Origin of the sequence: Mycoplasma testudinis ATCC 43263 (assembly GCF_000687795.1) — a bacterium.
GTDB classification, from domain to species: Bacteria; Bacillota_I; Bacilli_A; order Mycoplasmatales; family Mycoplasmoidaceae; genus Mycoplasmoides; species Mycoplasmoides testudinis.
The window spans coordinates 22,749-43,869 of the sequence record NZ_JHXT01000001.1; the positions used below are offsets into that span (position 1 = coordinate 22,749).

Sequence of the window (21,121 nt, forward strand, 5' to 3'; positions counted from 1 at the left end):
CAGATATTAATCAAAGAAAAAATAAGGTTAACCTTATTTTTTTAATGTCTAAAAAAGAATTTTGCCAATTCATAAGAACCAAACTCAACAAATATATATAATAATTACATTGAAAAAAGGAACGTAAATAAGAATACATTATTATGGAAAAGAATAACTTAGTCAATTTTAAAACAAGCGATGAAGCATCACAATTTGTGGCTAATCAAATTATTAGTTTAGTAAGATCTAAACCACATTGTGTGCTTGGTTTAGCAACAGGATCAACACCAATTAAAACTTATGAGTATTTAATTCAAGATTACCAATTAAACAAAACTGATTACAGTCAAGTCAAGACTTTTAATTTAGACGAATACTGTGGATTAAAACCCGAAGACAAAGATCAAAGTTATCTCGCTTTCATGAGAAGAAAACTATTTGATCAAATCAATTTAAAACACAATAATCAAAATTTCCCAGACCCAAATCATCCCGACCAATATGATGATTTAATTCAAAAAAATGGTGGAATAGATTTACAAATTTTGGGAATTGGATCTAATGGTCATATTGGATTCAATGAACCACCTGCTAATTTTGATTCTAAGACTAGTATTGTCCATTTAGTGCAAAGTACAATTAAAGATAATTCCCGTTTTTTCAAAGATATCAATGATGTTCCAACGACTGCTGTTTCAATGGGAATATCCAGTATTCTTAAAGCCAAACAAATTATTTTATTGGCATTTGGCGAACATAAAAAAAATGCCATCAAACGCCTAATGGAATTAACTAAATTTGATGAAACATTACCCGCAAGTTCGTTAAATCACCATTCCAACGTAACAATTGTTGTTGATGATGGTGCATATCCGTTCAATTAAATTTACAATCTACCTTTAATAAAATAAAAGATAAATAAATTTTAGCACAAATCAAAAAATCTCTTTTTAGCGAAACCTAGAAAGAGATTTTTAAATTGATTCAAGATTATAATTTACTTAGGGAAATTAAACCGGTGAAGAAAATATTGCAAATTCAGAAACTCGGCTTCAGCTATTTGTATTCGACGTCGAAATAATACGTACGTATTGAGCTTTTATATTATCAGGGAAATTAATGATTACTTGTCCTTTAGCAGTGCTATGAATAATTCCATTATTATCTAAAGTAGCATTTGAATTATTCCCTGAAATAGTATAGCCTTTAACATCAGTTCATGTCTTATTATCTGTTGAAGTTTGAACTTTATAATCACGTCACAAGTCACTTCTTGATCCGCTGTCATCAATATTACTTGGTCCACCATTATAGAAGATAATTCGATTAATCATCCTTTGACTATTTAGATTAGCACCCAAAAATCCTCCGTTGTTAAGAATAGAACCATATCAAATGAATTGTGTGGTTTGTCCATCAGTTAATATACCTATATCTCTAGTACTACCCGGTCCAGTTCTATCAACATAAGGACCTCAACCACCCGGAACCATAACATTACCCGCATTCAAACGAGTCACAGAAGAAAATCCAGAAATTGTTAATGGCGTTCCCGCAAACGAAGCATTCACATTCCCATTATTATCATAGCGATCTGATCCTTTAGTAACAATGGCGTTTAAAGTTATTGCTCCATTATAAACATTCGCTTGTCCTTGTGAAAATGTTAGACTATAACCTGCATTTGTTAAAGCCGGACTCAAAGTTGGTAATGGCGAATTAATTACTCCATTGATATCATTTAATAATGGTGCTTTAGTTGTTAAAACAGTACTATCAGCGAATTTGTTTTTTTGGCTGGAACCAATTGTTAAATTTGAATTTAATAATTGATAAAAGTTCTTGATGGTAGTTGTAGCATTTGCAAATCCAGAAATAGTAATGTCTTTACCAGCTCCAGATGCAGTATTTTGACTATTTCCATCAGTCTTATAAAAATTACCATTGTTAGTTACTGTGACATGCAAAGTGATTGTTCCTTGAGCATCATTTCCTGTGGCGTTAAATTGCAAACCAAAACCAGAAGAGATTCCAGACGTTGGTAAATTAGGGACTTGATTGTCGCCGTTATTTAAAATTGCATTAATCGAATTCAAATTAGAATTTGAATTAAGGTTAGTAGCTACCGTACTTGGTAAAGAATTGGCTTGGGACGATTGTGCTGAAACATTTTTTAGACTGTTATAGTACTGAACAACTACTCTTTGATCACGTGTTAAAGTATTTAAAAAGTTAGAAATAGTAATATCTTTACCAGCGCCATTTGGGTCCGATTGCGGGGTTCCATCTTGTTTATAATAACTTGCACCATTGTTAACTAATGCGTGCAATGTTATTGTTCCAGTAGCATCATTTGGAGTAAGTTTGAATTGTAAACTAAAGCCACTGGAAATATTATCTGTTGGCAACCCTCGAACTTGATTATCACCGTTATTTAAAATGGCATTAATAGATTGTAAAGTGGGATTTGCTCCTAGCGTATTAACAACTTGGCTTGGTAAAGAATTAGCTTGTGATGCTTGGGCTGATACGTTTTTTAAGCTGTTGTAATAGTTTGAAATTGTTGATTGATCTCGGGCTTGAGTTTTTAAAAAACCAGAAATGATAATATCTTTACCGGTCCCGTTAGGATCAGTTTGAGCAGTCCCATCTTGTTTATAATAATTTGAACCATTATTAACAACTGTATGTAAAGTAATTGTTCCAGATGCATCGTTTGCACTAATGGTAAATTGAGTTGTAAAACCACCAGAAATATTGTTGGTTGGTAAACCAGGAATTTGACTATCGCCAGAATTTAAAATATTGTTCAAATCAGTCAAGGAAGGGTTATTACCTAACTTACTAACAATTTGACTTGGTAAAGTATTAGTTTGTGACGATTGAGGTGAAACGTCCTTAAGACTTGAATAATAACTAGAAATTGCAGTTTGATCTTGTGATTGAGTTGTTAAGTATCCCGACGCTGTAATATCCACTCCTGGGTTAATTGTTGATGGTTCGCCATTAGCATCATATTGGACAACAGGATTTCCTAATTTTGAAATAATAACTTTAATTGTTAACTTCCCATTGGCGTCGTCATGATTACTTAAACTAAAATTTAAAGCATAATTTTGGGTTGCTAACGTTTGTGAAAAAGCAGGAAGTAAAGTATTTGATGACAATAATGCATTGACATCTGCGATACTTGCATTATCTGGTAATGCAATTGAACTTGGAAGAGTATTTTTTTTAGTGTCATTAGCCAGATATTGAAGTTGTTGTTTAACTTGATCGTAATAATTTTTAATTAGGTTAGTAGTAGCGGTAAATCCAGATAATGAGAAATCAATTCCTCCGGCATTTAAATCCGTACTAGTAGTTCCATCACGATTAAAAGCGATTGCTTCATTACCTTCGCTATGAATCAAGCGAGCATGAATCTGCAAAGTTCCTGATGCATCGTCTGCGGCCCCTTTAGAAAGAACAACGCGATAATTATCATGATCTAACATTGTTGCAGTAGCGGCTGGTAAAACATTATCAGAATCTCCAAAGAGATTACGAAATTCGTTAATACTGATTGGCCCGGTTGGCAAATTGTATCGACTGGGTAAACTACCATTATCGTTTATAGATACTTTTGTATTATTTTCTTTTGAAATACTTGTATAAAAGTTAAAGGCGTTTCGCTGTTGTTGAGCAGATTTTCTAACTGCTTCTTGTAAAACTGGCTGTTCATTAACGCCATAGTTAATTGCTGGAGCAGCAATAACAATAATCCCGATAATAGCTAGAGCACTTCATGCTCCAACCCAGCCTTTAACATTAAATTTCTTAAGTTTTTTATTCGCTTTAGGATTAATTTCGGGCTTGGTTTGCTTGCTGTTTTTGTTTGAAACGTTACTTATTTTTTTCATAATTTACCTAATTTAGTCTAACCAAAATTGCAATCTATAAGATTGAGTCGTTCATTATTCTAAATTAAAATGATCAAAAAAAATTATTACAACTTTTAAAACTATGCTAAAGAAAATGAATTAAAAGACAAAAAAATAAAATGTAATGGGTGTCAAAGAAATTCAAAAGCTTTAAAACTATAAATTACGGTAAACTTCTGGGTATTTATTTAATATTTTCTTAACGTGTTTAGTCAAATCTTGAACTTTACGTCTGCGGCGGATGCGAACACCTTCAACGTTTTTAAAGATGATAACTCCCAAGAATGAAGTTAAAATGTAAGCTCCCAATAAAACACCACCACCGATAGTTAGTCCTAAACCAACAGCGCCAAAGTAATATCCAAATTGTTGTTCATTTGGAAGTTTATTATTCACAACGTCAAGTGCTTGACTCAAGATAGGCTGAACAGTTGTAGTAATTATATTTTTAATATCAAAAACTGCACCACCTTCAGTTGTAAAACTTTTAACTTTACCTTGAACTTCTGTCAAGGAAGAAGAAATTTGAGATAATTGAACGATTATTTTTTGAAATTCGTCTTTTGCTGTAGGATCCACAGTTTCCTCTTTTTGTTTTTGTAACGAAGTTTTCAGTTGGCTTATCCGTGTAATTCCAGTTTGTAAACTACTGTCAGCAGTATTAATTACTTGATCAATTGTTCCAGGGACATCAGTCAAAACTTTATTTGCTTCTGTTAATGCGTTTTGTACAGTGTTTTTTGTAGAACCATAAAAAGAGGTAGCTTCTTTTTGAAAATATAAAGATGCAGCCCCAATTGCAGTAACTACAATTAAAGCTAACAACCCAATTAAAAAAGCAATTCTTTTTACAATTGTATTTACAAATTTAATCATTAGTAAATCCTTGAAGGTTTATTTGAAAACTTTAAAACATTAGAACTATCAAATATTTAAAGTTTAGTTATTATATAGAAATATCTTTTTAAAGGTGTTTATTTGGAGTTTTTTTCAAAATTTATAAAAAACACTAAACTTACGATGAAGGAGTAGATGACGTACTTATTGGTTGAACAACATAAATGGCAAACTCACCAATATTTCACCAAGCATTTTTGGGTTGTGTATTAATAATTCTTACAGCCCGCGCCTGAATTGGCTTATCAAATAAGTAAATATCAGCAAAAGATCGACCATTTTGGAATGAGCCATTTTCAAAAGTTGTTCAGGTAGCACTAGAATTCGCAGGATCATCTGTTGTGTATTGGACGCTATAATTACTTGAAAAATTATTTTGAGAATTGGTGTAGTTGCCGTTCACAATATGAATTTTTTGAATTGTTTGAACAGTTTTATAATCAAATCCAATTCAATCATTCGCAAGTAAATTACGGTTATTAGCAGCAGCTGAATTAAGCGGTGGATGTTGGGGAATAAAAATAGCAAATGTTCCATCATTCCCATCATTTAATTTAGCTATTTCTGCTGTAGCACGTGAATCAGTTAGTGGAACATTTTGATCAGTTCCAACTTGAAACGTTCATGGTCCATTTGTTGAAGCTGGTTGATTTGAGCTAGTAATTAATGTTGCTGATGTTAACGGCAATACTTGTAAATTCAATTGACTTGGTTTGTTTTGATATGGGTTATCCAAAGACAAATGATTAAATAAAGGTTGATTAATAAACGAATTTCACTCTTTTGCTAAACCATCAAGGCCTTGAATTTTAGAGTTCCCACCCATTCCATTACCAGATGTTAAACTATTAACAAACGCAGGGTTTGTTGATGTTACTACACTATTTGTATTATAAGCGTGACCTCCAATAATTAAAGATGAACCATCAGCTGAGTAAATTTCTTCATTAGTTCCCTCTGGGTTTAAAGAAAATCAATAAGTTGAACTTCCGTTAAGTCCATTTTGTGAAATCTGTTGTAAAAACGCTTGTTTCAAAGTATTATTTTCATCATCATAATGAACTAGCGCTTGTAAATATCAAATCACTTGTTGAGTTGTAGTTAAAGAAGGGATTGCAACCTTGATGTTAAATTGATTAGCACTTTGAGTTGACGAAGTTTTTCGGTTGGTAAGGAAAAAACGAGTAAGAGGCGTAAACACATAATCTGGTGCGTTGTGCTCAACTTTTGCACCTGGAGTTTCTTGATATGGATTATCAGTTCAAAAATTAGTAAATAAATCTTTACTTAACAAATTTTGAACTTCTAGAGTTAAACCGTTAACTCCATTAATAGAACTGCGAACATAAAACTGGGTAGTTTGGTCACTACCGTTTCCAACTTGCGTATCAAACATTCCATTTTTTGGATCTGTTGCATTTGCTTGACGACCTCCAACAACCAAACTGTAGCCGTTTGCTGAATAGGATTGAAAATCTTCTTTACTTCCGCTGGCTGTCAACACTTCGGGGTTGAAAGATATTAAGCGAACAGATTTAGGTGCATTAACTAAGTCGTCGTTGATTGTTTTATTATCAGTAAGTGTTTTTACAAAAGTATCGATTAAATTATATTTTTTTACTGCTTGCAAATATTCAATAACCTGGTTTTTGGTTATTAATCCATCAATGTTAACATTTAAATCAACTTGGGTACCAAATGTTTGTTCATTAACGTTAGTGATTGTTTTAAGTTTGAAAAAGGAATTATTAGCCTTAAATCCAGAAATGGTAATGGTTCTTCCGGCTACATTTTGGTTCGAAATAACTTGACCATTTGTGTTATAAAAAACTTTAATTCCATCACGATTTTCTTCAACAATGATTCTCACTTGAAGTTGACCGTTGTAATCATCGGTATTAACTTTATTTAGCACAATTTGAAAGTTGTTTGGTAAACTCGAAGGCAGGTCAGGAACTTGAAAGGTTTGGGCAAGTTGGGAATTTAATGTAGCTAATAGTTCCCCATCTTTAAAATCAAAAACTGATGGAAATATCTGATTATTAGCAGTTGTTGTATTAAACGTTTTGTCTATTAATGAATCATAATATTCTTGAACGGTTTTTGAATTCTGTGATTGTACTACGTCTGGATCAATTTTTTCTTCTTGAATTTTAGGTCGTAAAAGACTATTGGAATTGAATTCATAATCAACAGCAGGTACGACAATCAAAATTGCACCAGCAATACTTGCTATGGTACACATTGATATTCAAGCTTTGATGTTAAAGCGATATTTTTTCATAATGATATTTTGAGTAATTTTATAGATTAATAGATATGTAATATCTATTTCTAGTATAAAAAGAAAATAATGAATGTCAATATTTTATTGCGAAATAGTTTGTAGCAAAATCTGTTGAATTAAAACAATTATCAAAAAATCAATTTCAATATTTAAAGTATTTATACAGACATAAAAATTAAATATTTGGTTTCAAAAAAATGTCACCAAAATAGCATTTTTCATGTAAAAACAGTTTCAATTAACATAATATTAGTGGATGGTTTTAGGTAGCTAAAATAACCAACCTAAAAAATAAAAAGAGACTTAATTATGGATATTAATAAAAACGAAATAATCAAAGAAGTAAAATATCTTATTTTTGATATGGATGGAACTTTACTTGACGATCATAGCTCGCTTCACGAAGAAAACAAAAAAATTCCGAAACTAACAAAAAAATACAATCTTAAGCACACAATTGTATCTGGAAGACCACTATTTATGATGCATGAACAAATTGAAATTATTAAACCCCAAATGCCCGTTATAGGTCTAAATGGTTCAGTAATTCAAGATGGAAAAAAAACGCTTTGGTCTAAATCTCTTGACAACGATTTAGCAAAACAACTAATAGCAGATTTAAAAAAAATGAACATGAGTTTTTATGCTTACACACAATCCCAAATGTTTGTGCATCCTTTACATTTTGAACACGTAGATCGACGCCGTAAACAAATGGCAACCATCGATTTAAAATATCAATGAAAAATTGACGAATTAGCTGTTCACGAAAAGCAATGAAAAGAACCTATCTCCAAATTTTTAGTTTGCACAGATCAAGTTTTAAAATTGAAAGAATTAATTGAATCCAGATATCAAGATAGTTTGTATTTTACGCAAAGTTTTGCAACTGTGTGTGATATCGGTCACAAATCAGTTAACAAAGGCGAAGGAATCAAAGAATTAATTAAAGCCTACAACGCCAAACCAAACGAATTTATGATTTTTGGCGACGGATGAAATGATATCTCAATGTTTAATGAAGTTAAATATAGTGTCGCTATGTCAAATGCTCACGACTCAGTTAAAAAACATGCGTCATTTGTTACTTTTAAAGATAACAATAATGGTGGGGTAGCTGATTTTATTGAAAAAATTTGAGGTTCTTTATAAACTGAAAAAAATCCTGAATTAAATTTAATTATTTAATTTGCAACACGTCGTTTCAGTTCAAAGATTCCTTGTCAAAAGAATTTATTTGAACTATTTAAAATAAGATAATTAAAATTTAAGTAGCCAAATAATGACTAGCTAAAGAGCTCATATGAAGTTAAAAAAATATTTGTTTAGATTTGTTTCTTATTTTGAAAAATTTTAAAACAAACATTTTTTAGAAGAAATGAACAATTCTTTAATTATCCAGAAATATTTTTTTAATTTAAGATATTCATTAATCAATTGTTAATTGAATTTTTCACTATTAAAAAACGTAAAAAAAAATATTTCGCAACAATGAATTTCATTTTAAATTCTAAAAAATCAAAAAAAATAAATGTAAACAACCTGAAAAACAAAACAAAAGATTTTGGTTATCGCGACGGAATCGTAATGTACGTTATGTTATTTGCTGGTTATTTAGCTTTTGCTGTAAGTTGAAATGGCACCCTTTTCATACAGAACATTCATACAACATTTAATCCTGAAAATCTTAACATATTAGTGACGAGTGACAACAGTATACGACCAGTTATTATTAATGGCCAAACTACAGGTTTTAACAGCGGGTTTATTTATCAATTCTTTCCTCATGGTGTTTCTTTAACTGTCTCTCGTGGAACAAATTGATCAATAACTATCGGACGTACTATTGGAACTTTCTTTTTTGGATGACTGATTACTAAAATTAACCACAAATATACGGTTCTGACAGCTTTTGGATTAATTGTTTTATCATTCCCATACTTGCTTGCTCCATTGGCAATCCACACTGATGGTAATGGAATCATTACTAACAGTTCTGGTGTGTATGTTATGTTCATTTTATTTCGGGTAATGTTTGCGTTTGGCGGATCGGCTATTATTTCTTATGCCAATAGTGTAATAGCCACTAATTGTTCAAAAGATGCAACAAAATTTTCAACCGTCAGTGTTTTATTAATTAATACATCTGCTGCTACTGCTAGTATTTTTTTGTTGTCACCAATCATCACATTGGCTGTAGGATTAAATTGGCAGATTTTTGGTGGTGTAGTTCAGGTTTTGTTTTTAATTATTTTTTGTTTGTATTGGTTGCTTGGAAAAAAATTAAATTTTCATCAAAAAACAATTAATGCTGAACACGAGTATGCACAAAAAAACTTGAATCATCCATCAAAAAACATCATTCGTCAACTGTTTAAATATAAACAAACTATCCCCTTTTTAATTGCGGCTACTTTTATTGGCTACGTCTCGGTTGAACCAAGCACAAACATTTTGCTTAATTTTATAACTTTCTCACCATTCAATAAAACATCAGACCCAAATTTATCTTGGACTTTTGGCGCTTTCAATATTGTTTTTTTAGGTGGCATTTTTTTAGGAATTGTCACAATCAGCAAATGAGCTAAAACAAAATATGCTTTACATAAATTTACAGGGATTATGATCACTGTTGGAAGTCTATTTATTGCCTCTGGAATAGCAATAGGATACCATGGTCTAGATGATCTCCACATTAGTTTTATGATTATTCTTACATTCATAGGCAGCGCCTTTATCTTTGGAGTCCGAGGCAATTTCTATACTATGCCATACCGATGAGGTTTTAGTAAAAAAGAAATTTCTGTAATTAGTTTTATTATGTTTGGTTTCACTTATGGCGGATACACTATTTTAGACATTATTACTTCTGGAATCATCGATGCTGGAATTGGTGCAATCCAACCCGAATATCCACGAATTATTAATCACGGCGATGGTGCAGGAGCAATCCCTGCAGTTATTGTGATGTTTTTAATTACTTTAATCCCGGCTACCGCTTTATGATTTACTAAAGGGGAACTAAATACTATTAAATTTAGTTTTAAAGATTTTTACCAACGTTATATTGTGAAAACCATTAAATAAAAACCATCTTGCAAGTTGCCTAACAAAATGGTCTTTATGAAATTTTTATAAGCGTAATTAGACTAATTACAATTTTTGAATTTAGCGATTACTCCATAATAATATGATCAATGACAAATTCTTTTTTATCTCATCTAATCACAACTGGTTTTGTATCATTTTCGGTTACGAAATTTTTTGCATATCAATTTTTATTTGCAAAAGGAATATAACCTCTATAAATTCAATTCAAAGCTTTTTTATCTCACTTTATTTTAACTAATTCATGAATCGATTCATCTAAGCAAAATCCGTCACGTTCAATTTTAGTGAACGTTTCTGTATTTCATCGAAAGGACAATTCTTTCATCTGGTTTAATTGATTCATTCAGTCACAATTTTTTTCTTTTAAGGAGTTGAATGAAAAATATGCATTTTTTTCAAGCAGATCATTATTGTGAACTAATTCTTTCAAAGTTTTAGATGGTAAATATCCAAAAGTTCTTCCATGAACATAAGATAAAATTCCAGGTGCAATTCAAAATAAATTATTAACGTAATTAACTTTTACTTTTGAAAACGGTTTTTTAAATTTATCGAACATTATTTCTTTTGACCATAATATGCATTAACCCCGTGCTTTCTTTCGTAATGTTTTTTTTGTAACTCTAGTTTAGCATGAATTGCTTTTGGATTTATGATTTTAGTATAAATCGCCATTTTTGCGATCTCTTCTAAAGTTAAAGCTAAATTAGCTGCATCATAAGCATTTTTCATACTTCAACAAAAAGGCCCATGTTCTTTTACAAGACAAGCAGCTGTTGCTGTGTAGTCAATTTTATCTTTTTTAAATTTCTCTAAAATTACTAAACCTGTATTATGTTCATATTCACCGTTAATTTCTTCTTTAGTCAAATCCCGAGCACAAGGCACAGATCCATAGAAATTATCAGCATGAGTTGTCCCGTAGCACGGAATATCAGACCCGGCTTGGGCATAGGCTACAGCATGAGGACTATGTGTATGAACAATTGCCTGAATTTTAGGAAATTTTTTGTAAAGCAAACTATGCGTAGGTGTATCAGTAGATGGATTTAATTTCCCTTCAAGCACTTTGTCATTAAGGTCCACAACAACCATATCATCTGGTGCTAATTTTTCGTAACTGACGCCGCTGGGTTTAATCACGAAATAAGATCGATCTTTAGATATTGCACTAACGTTTCCTCAAGTGTGAATAACTAAATGGTATTTTTGAAGTAACATATTAGCTTCATAAACTTCATCTTTAAGCTTTTTTAACTCTCGCTTATCAATCATAATTAAGCCTTCTTCGCTAGAAATTCTTTTCTTGCTATATTGTATTTTTCGGCAAAAAACTTATGTGCTGCACTTATTTCTGATGTCGCACTTTCCGCACTTTGTTTAGGATCATTCTTGCTTCACATTTCAATCATAAACGGGCCGTGAAAGTCAATTTTAAAAATACTTTTAAATGATTCAACAAAATCAACAGTGCCTTTGCCAAAAGGAACGGTTTTAAATTGGGTTGGTGTAGTATCTTTAAAGTGAAAAGCCAAAATTTTATTTTTAGCTAATTCCAGTTCGTTTTCAAAATTCCCTCTAGCAAATTGGTTTAAATTACCTATATCTGGATAAATTGCTAACATCGGCGAATTCAAATAAGTAAGCACATTTCAAATTCTAGACAAAGTCCCCAAAAAAGGTGTGTCCATTGATTCAAAAGCAATCTGAATACTGTAATACTGAGCCCAACGGCAAACTTTCTTCATATTTTCTAAAAAATATTTCTTTGTAACTTCATCACTGGGTTGATAATACTCATCATAACCTGCTAATTGAATAATTCTAATTCCAAGTTTTTTTGCAAAAATAAGTGCTAAATGAATTATTTCTAACCCTTTATCCCGTATTTTGCGTTCCTTGCTTCCCAAAGGAAACCGGCGATTAGCCGAAAGACACATTGAATTAATATAAAGTCCGCTGGCCAACATAGTTGATCTTAAATTGTCAATTTGTTTATCAGACCAATACAATCTTTCAATTCTTTCGTTTGCTTCATCTATACTGATTTCCACAAAGTCAAATTTAGCTTTTTTAGCAATTGCAAAGCGATCTTTTCAATCGAATTTTGCATTAATTGCCTTTTCGTAAATTCCTAACTTGTATGGCTTATTTTCAATATTTGGCAATTTCATCTTGCAATTCCTTTGCAGCTAACTCTGGGTTCTTAGCGTCACGAATTGTTCTTCCAGCGATAAAGATGTAAATTGGAATCCCTTTAAATAACTTGATATCTTCAACATCAATACCGCCAGTAACAGTTACATTGAATCCCATATCAGCCAATCTTTTAACATTGTCAATATTTTTTTGGTCTCATTTAACACCTTCTTTTTGAGAATCGCGGCTCCGGTGTCAGACCACTTGATTAAGTCCCGCTTTTTTTCATTCTGCTACTTGTTCTCAAGTAAAGTGAGTTGTCATTTCAACTTGAACATCTGTATCTGGAAACTTTTTAGCTGTTTCGATAGTTTGTTTCAATGTCGAAGTTTCAGCTGCACAAATAACAGTTGTATAATTTGCTCCATTTTCGAAAAACATTTTTCCAAAAACTGCTCCAGCGTCGGCAATTTTACCATCTGCTACTATAATCTTGTTTGGGAAAGCTTCACGGATTTTTTTGATAGCAATTTTTCCTTCACTAGATATCAGAATTGTTCCAACTTCAATAACATCTAAATACTTTTCAGCTTTTTTGGCATCTTCAATAGCGCTTGTAATAGTCAAATTGTCTAAAGCAATTTGTAACATCGGTTTATTCATAATAATATCTTCTTTCTAATGGAAATTTTTTTGAAGATCAACTTTTTTAATAATAGCGATAACTTCGTCTTTAGATTTAGCGTTTCGTAATTTCTCTACGTTAGATTCATCTTCTAAAATTGCTGCTATTTGAGGTAAAGCTACAGCAACATGAATATCTGGAGAATTGCTAGCTAACCCAATTAAAACACTTACGGGTCGATCATCGTTGTCAAAATAAACTGGCTCTTGTAAAGTAACTAAACTAAAACCATTATCGTGAACATTTTCAAGTTTTCCTTCAGCGTGTGGCATTGCAACGTGATCCATTAAAATGAAGTATGGACCATTAGCTTTAACACTTTCAATAATTGCGTCATAATATTTAGCTTCAACAATGTGCTTTTTAATTAGCGGTTCAATACAAACTTGAATTGCTTGTTTTCAATCTTTAGCAAGGCAATTAACTTGTATTGAATCGTTCTTAATTAAATTTTCTAATAAATCGATTCGTTCCATAATAATTAAAGAACTTTTTGCAAAGCATTGCGAATTTCGTTTTTATCCATCAAATTTTTTACGCCAACAATTTTTGCTCTTTTATCTGTTGCAAAATTTTCAACTAAATGTGTTGAACAAATAATGATGTCAACAGAATTAACCATCCCTTTAGATTGACCCATTGAAAGAGCTTCAACTTCAGCTTCGATATTTAACTCTTTACAGATTTTTTGAACAGCTAATTTGATGAGCATTGAAGTACCCATTCCATTTCCGCAAGCGGCGATTATTTTTAACATAGTGAGATTTCCTTTTTTGAAGAAAGTGATCTTAATCTTTCGTTTGCTTTGAAAGAAAAGATCACCTTTTTGAATTAATAGTTAAGTTATTTCAGAATTAAATTCTATTGAACAATTATGCAGCTATAGTTTGCAATTCTTGTTTTTTAGAAGGTAAATGTTTTTCTTTAAAGCGTTGCAAGATTGATTTGGTATCACTCATTCCTGTGTCAATAAATTGAATGAATAAGAACAATCCAATAATTTGAGCAGGAATAAAGACATAAGCAACAATGACGTTCATTGACGAGAAGATCAATGGCAACGATCAGAAGAAGGTCCAGTCAATCATCCCGTTAAATCCACTTAAGATTGGTGACGCTCTTGAGCCATCAGCTAATAATGGAATACCAACAGCTGCAGGATCATTAACAGCATTTGTAAGTTGACCTAAAGCAAAAGAAACTACAATAATTTCGATTACCCCATACATAAACGGAATGCTAACCGCGGCCTTCCAACCCCCTTGCATATTTGCGTAAATTCCAATAGCACCAGAGTTAAAGAATAAGGTAATAAACAATGGAATAGTAACAGCAATTGATAATCCAGGAATTTGGCTTAAACCAATAACAATTCCAACACCAATGAATTGACCAATTACACCGGCAACAAAACCAAAGGTAACAGAGTTTGGACTAAATCCATAAACCGAAGCGATATCAACAGCAACCACAGCACCTGGGATTACCTTTTCAGATATTCCTTGGAACGATTGTTGTAATTCAGTAACAAACATACGAACACCAGTAATGATGGCCATAATTCCAGCCACTAAGAATAATGAACCCATGATAACTCTAACAACTCAGAAGCTACCAATATTACCAGCAGCGCCTCACAAAGAGTTAGAAGCAATAATTCCATCAAATGTGTTATTTTGGGTTACAACCCCTGCAGCATTTGTGACAACACGTCCTGATGTTTGTAAGATAATAGCTAAGATTAAGAATAAGATGACAATAATCAAACTTTGGACAAAAATGTTATCTTCAAAAATTCTGAACTTACGACTCATACGACGATTTTCTGCTGATACGATTTCGTGACCTTTTTTAGTAAATGAGAAGTATTTACCAAGTTTGTTTGCTAAAGTCAATCCCAACATTTGTTGGTGACCAATTGCAAAGTTTGCATTATCAGTTAGTTTATTAGTAACTTTAATGGTTGCAGTTGTTGCAGTTGATCAATAAGTTCCTAAGAATATACCTGCCATTACAATTGTTCCGGCTTGAGCACCACTTTGCATAGTGTTATCACCAAGTAACGGAAAGTTTCTAAAGAACAACACATAAATAAATGGAACAATAACAGCACTGTGTTGGAACATAATGTGACCAGTGGTCATTACAGCATGACAGTTAGTTCAACGTTTAAGAGAAACGATAATTAAGTTAATTACAAATCCAATAATTAAAGCATAACTAATTCACGAAACATAACCTCCACCACCAAATGCAGCAAGGAAGTTTGAACCACTACTTCAACCTAAATAAGGGTCAAGTGGAACAACGTTAACAGTGAATGAATTTCTAATTGCAGTAAATAATGGTGTGGAAATACCAACAACAGCAGAACTACCAATTGACAACAACAAAACTCCAATAGCGGTTTTTACAGCACCGATTAGCGCATCAACAAAACCACGTTTTAGTGTTAAGTATCCTAAGAAACTCAACAACGCTAACAGAATCGCTGGAACCCCTAATATGTTACGAATTAAAACAACGTCAACATATCACGAGACAGCACCACCCGCATCTTGAAAGTTACCAGCAATAGCTGGGTATCTAACGTTAGCTGTTGGGTCAACAACGAATGCGCCCACACCAACACCAGCAACAATTAAGTATCCAAGTATAATCACTAAGATAAAAACAGATCAACCGACAATTCATTTCCAATTGTCTTTTAAAGTTCATTTTTTCTTTAGTGATTTCTTTTTATCAGTTGAATTCTGGGATGAATTTGGAAAATCTGACATAAAAAATCCTTATTTTATTTTACTTTTAAGCGTTTTTTGATTTCCAACGCTCATGGATCGACCTTACTAGAATTAAATTTACGAGGTTCATCAAATGCAAGAATTTCTTTTGGATTTTCAACAAGCATTGTCTTGATTTGTTTTTCGGTTACTCCCAGTTGTTTTAATAAAGGAAGAAATCTTTCAAACAAGTAAGCAAAACCAAAAGTTAATTTTCCACGTTCAGCACCATAATTTCTTTGGTACAAAACCCGTCCCGCATCTAAAGCTAAGGTAATATTTTTTTCATAGCCTTTATCTAATAATCATTTCAAGTTTTCGGCCAGTGTTGAATCAGGATAGTATTTAACCCGGTCTGGACCATCAAAACAAATATTAACGTTTAGGTCTTTAATAATTTTTTCGTAATAATACTTATCAGGGTTTTTATTTAAATGTGATAATTCAATTTTTCTTGGATTTGCTCCAAAACTGATTAAGTATTTTGCAACTTCATAAGCCATAGTCCCTAATTGGGTATGTACTAAAATAGGACATCCAGTTTCTACTGAAGTACGTGCTGCAATTTCAAGCGCTTTAAATTCTAAACGATCAATTGCTGCATATCCCGTTCCGGCCTTAATAATTCCAGCTTTTGCTGTACCCCGTTTAACGAATGGACCATTATAGTTATACATATCCATCCCCTCAGTAATTTCAGCTTTTGTTAATTTAACTATTTCATCAATTGGAACTTCAGCTAGTCATGAACTATACTTGTCATAAAACTGAGCTTTGTGGAATCCAGTACTCATAATAAAGTTGACTTTACCTTTTAAAGCATTAGCGATTTCTAACGTCTTTAAAACATCTCGGCCAACGTTTGGTGGATCCATGACACAAATTGTGCGTCCCCCACATCTATAATATTCTTCGCATTCTTTTATGGCCGCTTCAACACTAAGCATAATGAAGTCTGCGTGTTCATGAGATTCAGGACCGCCATTTTTAATTAAATGGTCGTGACAATCAGTAACCCCTAATTTTTCTGGAGAAATGTCACCAAGGATAGTCCTTGCAAATTTATTTTTCATAAAACTCCTTCAATTAATAAATCACAAAAGTGATTAAATAATGTCAAAGATATAACTATTAAACTGTATCAAACTGTGATCATGCAAATCAATAGAATTTAAACTTTGACATCGCATATAAGGAACTCAATATTTCATCCTTCTGTTTTTTAAACAGATTGGAAAAGTCCAATTAAATTATAAACTTGTATATTTTTATGAATTTATAAAATGAAAAATAATGCGAAATCTTTTCGCCATAAAAAAACCAAAAATGTGTAAAAAATATGAAATTTGAAAAAAATGTGATAGCAAGATACAAAAAAATATTTTTTGCAATATGAAAAGGTTTTCATTTTTGAAAACAAAAAAGCCAATTAACTTTTATTTTTCTTCTACGCTAGTTTCTGGTTGTGAGTATCCATCGTACTCATAATTTAGTTGCAAGATCAACGAAATGCAAGATCTTAAATCATTTGCTGTAAAAATAACATCAATAGCTGATGTGTGATAAAAGTTGTTCCGGAACCAACGAAATTTATGCATGGTATCGGTAAAGTATGCCGCTTTTTTTTCAAATGGTGTATTATCTTCAAATAACTCGGCTCGTAAAGAATGATCAACTATTTCATGAAATCTTTTATTTTGTCATAAACTATCAATTAAAGATGCTAAGTCGCCAATTATTCCATATCTAATTTTCATAATCGTTTCAAACTTCATTCATGCATAAGTAATGATTTTTAAAAATTTTCCGTTCATAATACGACGATCAAAATAAGCTCAGTCATATTTTTCGAAATATGCTAAACCTTGTTGCTTACGACATTTTATTTCGTGTGACAGTCAACGATTTATTTCAGCATCATTTTTAAATTTTGGCATACAAAATTTTCCTTAATTGATTTATCAGTTAGTATCAATTTGTCATTTTTTTAATTTACTTAAGTATTAAAATCATTGATATTTTATTCTGAAATCTTTGAATTGCTAATATTATATAGGTAATTAAAAAAATCAGGAATAGCATTTAACGCTTGGCCTGATTTTTTGGTTTTCAATTTATTTAGTTTACTAATTAATTTTTAAACAATATTAATAAACACTAGCAGCTTTATTAATTAAAGTAACAACAGCTTTTTTGATCTTCTTTAATACGGGACATTTACTATCGAGATTATAAAGCTTTGCAAAACTCATTAAGTTCTCTGTAGTAACCCAAACGTTTGCACTAGAATCTTCATAAACCCCAATTGATAAAGGTAACCTCGATCCCATTCATGGATTGTCTTGAATTAAATGAGTACCTACTGCGGGATTACCAAAAGTTATTACTTTATTAAAGTTCAACTTCATTTTAGCGTCAACAGCATTCTTTTGATGGTCTACTTCTGCAAAAATAGTGTTACCTGATTTTTGAATTAATTTTTTTAATTTTTCATAAGTATCTGGCGCATTCAAACGAGATTCAACTGTAGTGAATAAATCTTGGTTAGCTGGTACCATTAAATCGGTCTTAAATGCTGCTGCTATCTCCCGCGCTAATTCTGTAACTTCTAAGCCTTGTTTTGTTGCTAGAATAGTAACACACACTAAATCAGCAGGATCAGTAAATCTTGACAAGTAAGTTGTAAATCCATTAGTATTATCGTAAATATCCATAAATCCTTTAGAATGAGTAAATTGTCATCCGCAAGAAGCATTGATGGTTTTTCCATTCAATTCCATCCCAGAATAAATGAATTTGCGGTTGGTACCTTCTTTAACTAAAACTGTTCCTGCTAAAGCTATATCTCAAAAACTGATTTCGTATGCAGAAGCATAAATATCGCAGTAGCCTCTTAAATTAACATCTTCAATTAGATTATCATCTTGACTTTCAGCAATTTCTTGACCATCAATGTAAGCAACTTCTTGTTTGAAACGTTGGTGATCATGAATCTTTTTTACTTTTTCTAAAGTAATGTGCTTAGCTTTATCTTTTAAAAAGAAGGTATTTTTTAATTTCAGCCGTTCAATTTGGTTTTTGTTGACCCAAGCTTCATAACTCATCTTTGTTACTTTATCAATAATTAAAGATAATAAATAAAAGTTTGAAGGATTTTGTTCAATTTGCGTATTTGGTTCATGATGCAAAGCGGATTTAAGAATTCATTCTGCAATTTGTTTTTTATCATAAATTTTAATAGGACTATAATCACTTCGTTTAGTAAAATCAATTAAACCACTAGTGTGTTGCAAAAGATTTTTTATTTTAATTGCTTTCAGTTGTTTATCAACTTTGAAAAATTTATCGATACTATCGTCTAAATCAAGCAGTTTATTTTCGTAAGCTTGCATAACCGCAATTGCCATATATCCTTGAGAAATCCTTCCGACTGGAAAGACAGTATTCCCTGACACCAGTTTTTCACCTTCGCTATTAGCAGCTGCCGTTCCATAATTTACTACCCGACTAATATATGGAGCTTGAACTATTGATAAAGCTAAACCACCAACTTCGTTTTCTTCCATAAAATTCCCAATTAAGCGATCAATAGTCGCGCCATTCAAATCTACCTTATAACTACCACGTATATTTTTTGACATTATTTGTCTCCGTTGTGTTGTATTAGTTTTTGCTAATTACCCTAATCATACGCCTAAGTCAATTTTTTTGCACTAAATATGATTATAGAACCACTATATTTTTGTTTCCATAGTTAATCCAATTTTGTTTCTAATTTCTTTAAATTTTCTAATTAATGATCAAAAATTAACTTTAAAAATAATGAATAAGCAAGAAAAAATAAACCATTAATTTTGGATTTAAACAAAAAAACATGAAAAAAAATCGCCGAAGCGATTTTTGACATGTATTTGAAGATACTAAATTAATGATGATTTTGTGAATGAGTTAAATAGCGCAAATACGCAGGTAATTCTTCATATGCAATAACTTCTGGGAGCTTTTTTTCGCAATAGATTGATAACGGTTTGAAAAACCTTAAAACTAAACTCGAAAAAAGAAAATAAGGTAAATACGAATACTTACTAGCAAACGCATCAACGCTGCCACAAATCGCATTGGCAGTTAACTCATTCACTATAAAATTTGCAAAATCAGGACACTTATTAATTAGGGTTTGATCTTTTTGTAAATCATCTATACTAACAAGTTGTTGCAAACTTAATTCTTGTCATACGTGATCTGAAAGTTGTTTAACAAATTTTTTAAGTTGCTTACAATAAGATAAATTAACTAGACGATTTTCCATTATCAAACATTAATTCCAAAATTTCATTAGCTTGGATAGTTCCAAAGTATTTACTTAAATCGATTTTTTCTAACACGGTATTAACTGCTGATTGTTCGAAATTGACGCCGATGAAAAGATTAAGTATTTCACTTAAATCACTCACGCTTAAGAAGTCACCATAAAATTTAATATCGGTGATTTTACCTTCATTAGTTTGTAAATTAACTTCAATTAATCCACCAGGAAATTTCTTTTTATTGATAAACGAAAATTCTTTAGTTTCACCATAATTCCATTCTCATGTACTAAAGTGATACTTGGCACGGTTGGCTATCCAAGTTTTAGCTTTTTCATCTAATTCAATTGTTTGAGCAGATTCGTGAATAATAAATCAATCACATAACTGTTTTTTAAAATGGTCGACATCGCGCAACTTTGAATCCTTTGATAAATGATCAACGATATTAGTCACACGTTTACGAATTGAATCAATTCCCTTGGCGGCGATCTTGGTTGGATCAACGGTTAAATACAAATTGAGTAATTCAAAATTAACGTTAAACATTAAAGTTCCATGTTGTAACAACTTCTTTTTGTACAAATATTGGGCATTTCCACTAATTTTTTTACCGTCAATCTCAATATCATTGCGACCATGAAAAACGGCATTAACTCCAATGTTTTGCAAAAAATCAACAACAGGTTGGCCGATTATTGCAAATTGGCTTGGCTTGTTAACTTGCACATCATCAATGATTGTGTAACATAAATTACCCAAATCTTGGTAAACTGTTCCTCCGCCAGAAAACCGTCGGACCAGATTAACATGGTCTTTTTTGACATTAACCAAATTAATTTCTTTAAATGTATTTTGGTTTCTACCAACAAAAATGGTGTTGTCGTTTTGTCAAATAAAAAGGATTGGCTCGTTATTTGGATTATCGTATTCTTTTAGTAAGTATTCTTCTGTAGCGGCATTGAAATATGGATCGGTGGTATGAGAAATAAACAAAAGGGGCATAAGTT

General features: G+C 31.7%; 18 protein-coding genes. 3 read left to right on the forward strand and 15 right to left on the reverse strand.

Going from position 1 to position 21,121, the window contains the following annotated elements; translation table 4 throughout:
* Window positions 1-143: 143 nt before the first annotated feature.
* Window positions 144-866 carry a glucosamine-6-phosphate deaminase gene (locus T384_RS0100100; protein ID WP_036498570.1) on the forward strand — a complete coding sequence of 241 codons (723 nt, stop codon included), beginning with the start codon at window positions 144-146 and terminating at the stop codon, window positions 864-866.
* Window positions 867-992: 126 nt separating this feature from the next.
* Here T384_RS0100100 and T384_RS0100105 read toward each other — a convergent pair whose 3' ends face one another.
* From T384_RS0100105 to T384_RS0100115, 3 genes are all read right to left on the reverse strand, one after another.
* The gene (locus tag T384_RS0100105) at window positions 993-3,884 is read right to left on the reverse strand and encodes a discoidin domain-containing protein (protein WP_027119328.1); all 2,892 of its coding nucleotides are present in this window, start codon (window positions 3,882-3,884) and stop codon (window positions 993-995) included.
* A gap of 177 nt (window positions 3,885-4,061) precedes the next feature.
* Window positions 4,062-4,781 (reverse strand): hypothetical protein, encoded by a 720-nt coding sequence (locus tag T384_RS0100110; protein ID WP_027119329.1) that lies wholly within the window; start codon window positions 4,779-4,781, stop codon window positions 4,062-4,064.
* Window positions 4,782-4,920: 139 nt separating this feature from the next.
* Window positions 4,921-7,047, reverse strand: a complete 2,127-nt coding sequence (locus T384_RS0100115) for a discoidin domain-containing protein (protein ID WP_027119330.1) — start codon at window positions 7,045-7,047, stop codon at window positions 4,921-4,923.
* Between the two features lie 351 nt (window positions 7,048-7,398).
* Here T384_RS0100115 and T384_RS06860 point away from each other — a divergent pair, with 351 nt between their 5' ends.
* Window positions 7,399-8,241: a Cof-type HAD-IIB family hydrolase gene (locus T384_RS06860; protein ID WP_027119331.1), complete on the forward strand. Its 843-nt coding sequence runs from the start codon at window positions 7,399-7,401 to the stop codon at window positions 8,239-8,241.
* A gap of 339 nt (window positions 8,242-8,580) precedes the next feature.
* Window positions 8,581-10,176, forward strand: coding sequence for a hypothetical protein (locus T384_RS0100125; RefSeq protein ID WP_156933087.1), 1,596 nt, complete (start codon window positions 8,581-8,583; stop codon window positions 10,174-10,176).
* A gap of 88 nt (window positions 10,177-10,264) precedes the next feature.
* On the opposite strand, the gene T384_RS0100130 is transcribed toward T384_RS0100125, so the two are convergent.
* The 12 genes from T384_RS0100130 to T384_RS0100185 form a co-directional block, all read right to left on the reverse strand.
* Complete coding sequence (locus T384_RS0100130) at window positions 10,265-10,759, reverse strand: MPN499 family protein (RefSeq protein WP_027119333.1); 495 nt, start codon at window positions 10,757-10,759, stop codon at window positions 10,265-10,267.
* The gene (locus T384_RS0100135; protein ID WP_084266082.1) at window positions 10,759-11,475 is read right to left on the reverse strand and encodes an L-ribulose-5-phosphate 4-epimerase; all 717 of its coding nucleotides are present in this window, start codon (window positions 11,473-11,475) and stop codon (window positions 10,759-10,761) included. Before T384_RS0100135 ends, T384_RS0100130 begins: the two co-directional genes overlap by 1 nt.
* A 2-nt stretch (window positions 11,476-11,477) precedes the next feature.
* Window positions 11,478-12,374 carry an L-ribulose-5-phosphate 3-epimerase gene (locus tag T384_RS0100140; RefSeq protein WP_027119335.1) on the reverse strand — a complete coding sequence of 299 codons (897 nt, stop codon included), beginning with the start codon at window positions 12,372-12,374 and terminating at the stop codon, window positions 11,478-11,480.
* Complete coding sequence (locus T384_RS0100145) at window positions 12,349-13,002, reverse strand: 3-keto-L-gulonate-6-phosphate decarboxylase UlaD (RefSeq protein WP_027119336.1); 654 nt, start codon at window positions 13,000-13,002, stop codon at window positions 12,349-12,351. Before T384_RS0100145 ends, T384_RS0100140 begins: the two co-directional genes overlap by 26 nt.
* A 15-nt stretch (window positions 13,003-13,017) precedes the next feature.
* Window positions 13,018-13,500, reverse strand: coding sequence for a PTS sugar transporter subunit IIA (locus tag T384_RS0100150; RefSeq protein WP_036498573.1), 483 nt, complete (start codon window positions 13,498-13,500; stop codon window positions 13,018-13,020).
* A 5-nt stretch (window positions 13,501-13,505) separates the two neighbouring features.
* The gene (locus T384_RS0100155) at window positions 13,506-13,781 is read right to left on the reverse strand and encodes a PTS sugar transporter subunit IIB (RefSeq protein ID WP_027119338.1); all 276 of its coding nucleotides are present in this window, start codon (window positions 13,779-13,781) and stop codon (window positions 13,506-13,508) included.
* Between the two features lie 115 nt (window positions 13,782-13,896).
* Window positions 13,897-15,804 (reverse strand): PTS ascorbate transporter subunit IIC, encoded by a 1,908-nt coding sequence (locus tag T384_RS05920; RefSeq protein WP_052663370.1) that lies wholly within the window; start codon window positions 15,802-15,804, stop codon window positions 13,897-13,899.
* Window positions 15,805-15,818: 14 nt separating this feature from the next.
* Window positions 15,819-16,877 carry a phospho-furanose lactonase gene (locus T384_RS0100165; protein ID WP_027119339.1) on the reverse strand — a complete coding sequence of 353 codons (1,059 nt, stop codon included), beginning with the start codon at window positions 16,875-16,877 and terminating at the stop codon, window positions 15,819-15,821.
* 363 nt (window positions 16,878-17,240) lie between these two features.
* A complete protein-coding gene (locus tag T384_RS0100170; RefSeq protein WP_027119340.1) occupies window positions 17,241-17,741 on the reverse strand; it encodes a hypothetical protein in 501 nt (166 codons plus the stop codon).
* A 210-nt stretch (window positions 17,742-17,951) separates the two neighbouring features.
* Complete coding sequence (locus T384_RS05925; protein WP_052663371.1) at window positions 17,952-19,445, reverse strand: serine hydrolase; 1,494 nt, start codon at window positions 19,443-19,445, stop codon at window positions 17,952-17,954.
* Window positions 19,446-19,729: 284 nt separating this feature from the next.
* A complete protein-coding gene (locus T384_RS0100180; protein WP_027119341.1) occupies window positions 19,730-20,113 on the reverse strand; it encodes a hypothetical protein in 384 nt (127 codons plus the stop codon).
* Window positions 20,094-21,116: a lipoate--protein ligase gene (locus tag T384_RS0100185; protein WP_027119342.1), complete on the reverse strand. Its 1,023-nt coding sequence runs from the start codon at window positions 21,114-21,116 to the stop codon at window positions 20,094-20,096. Before T384_RS0100185 ends, T384_RS0100180 begins: the two co-directional genes overlap by 20 nt.
* Window positions 21,117-21,121 lie beyond the last annotated feature (5 nt).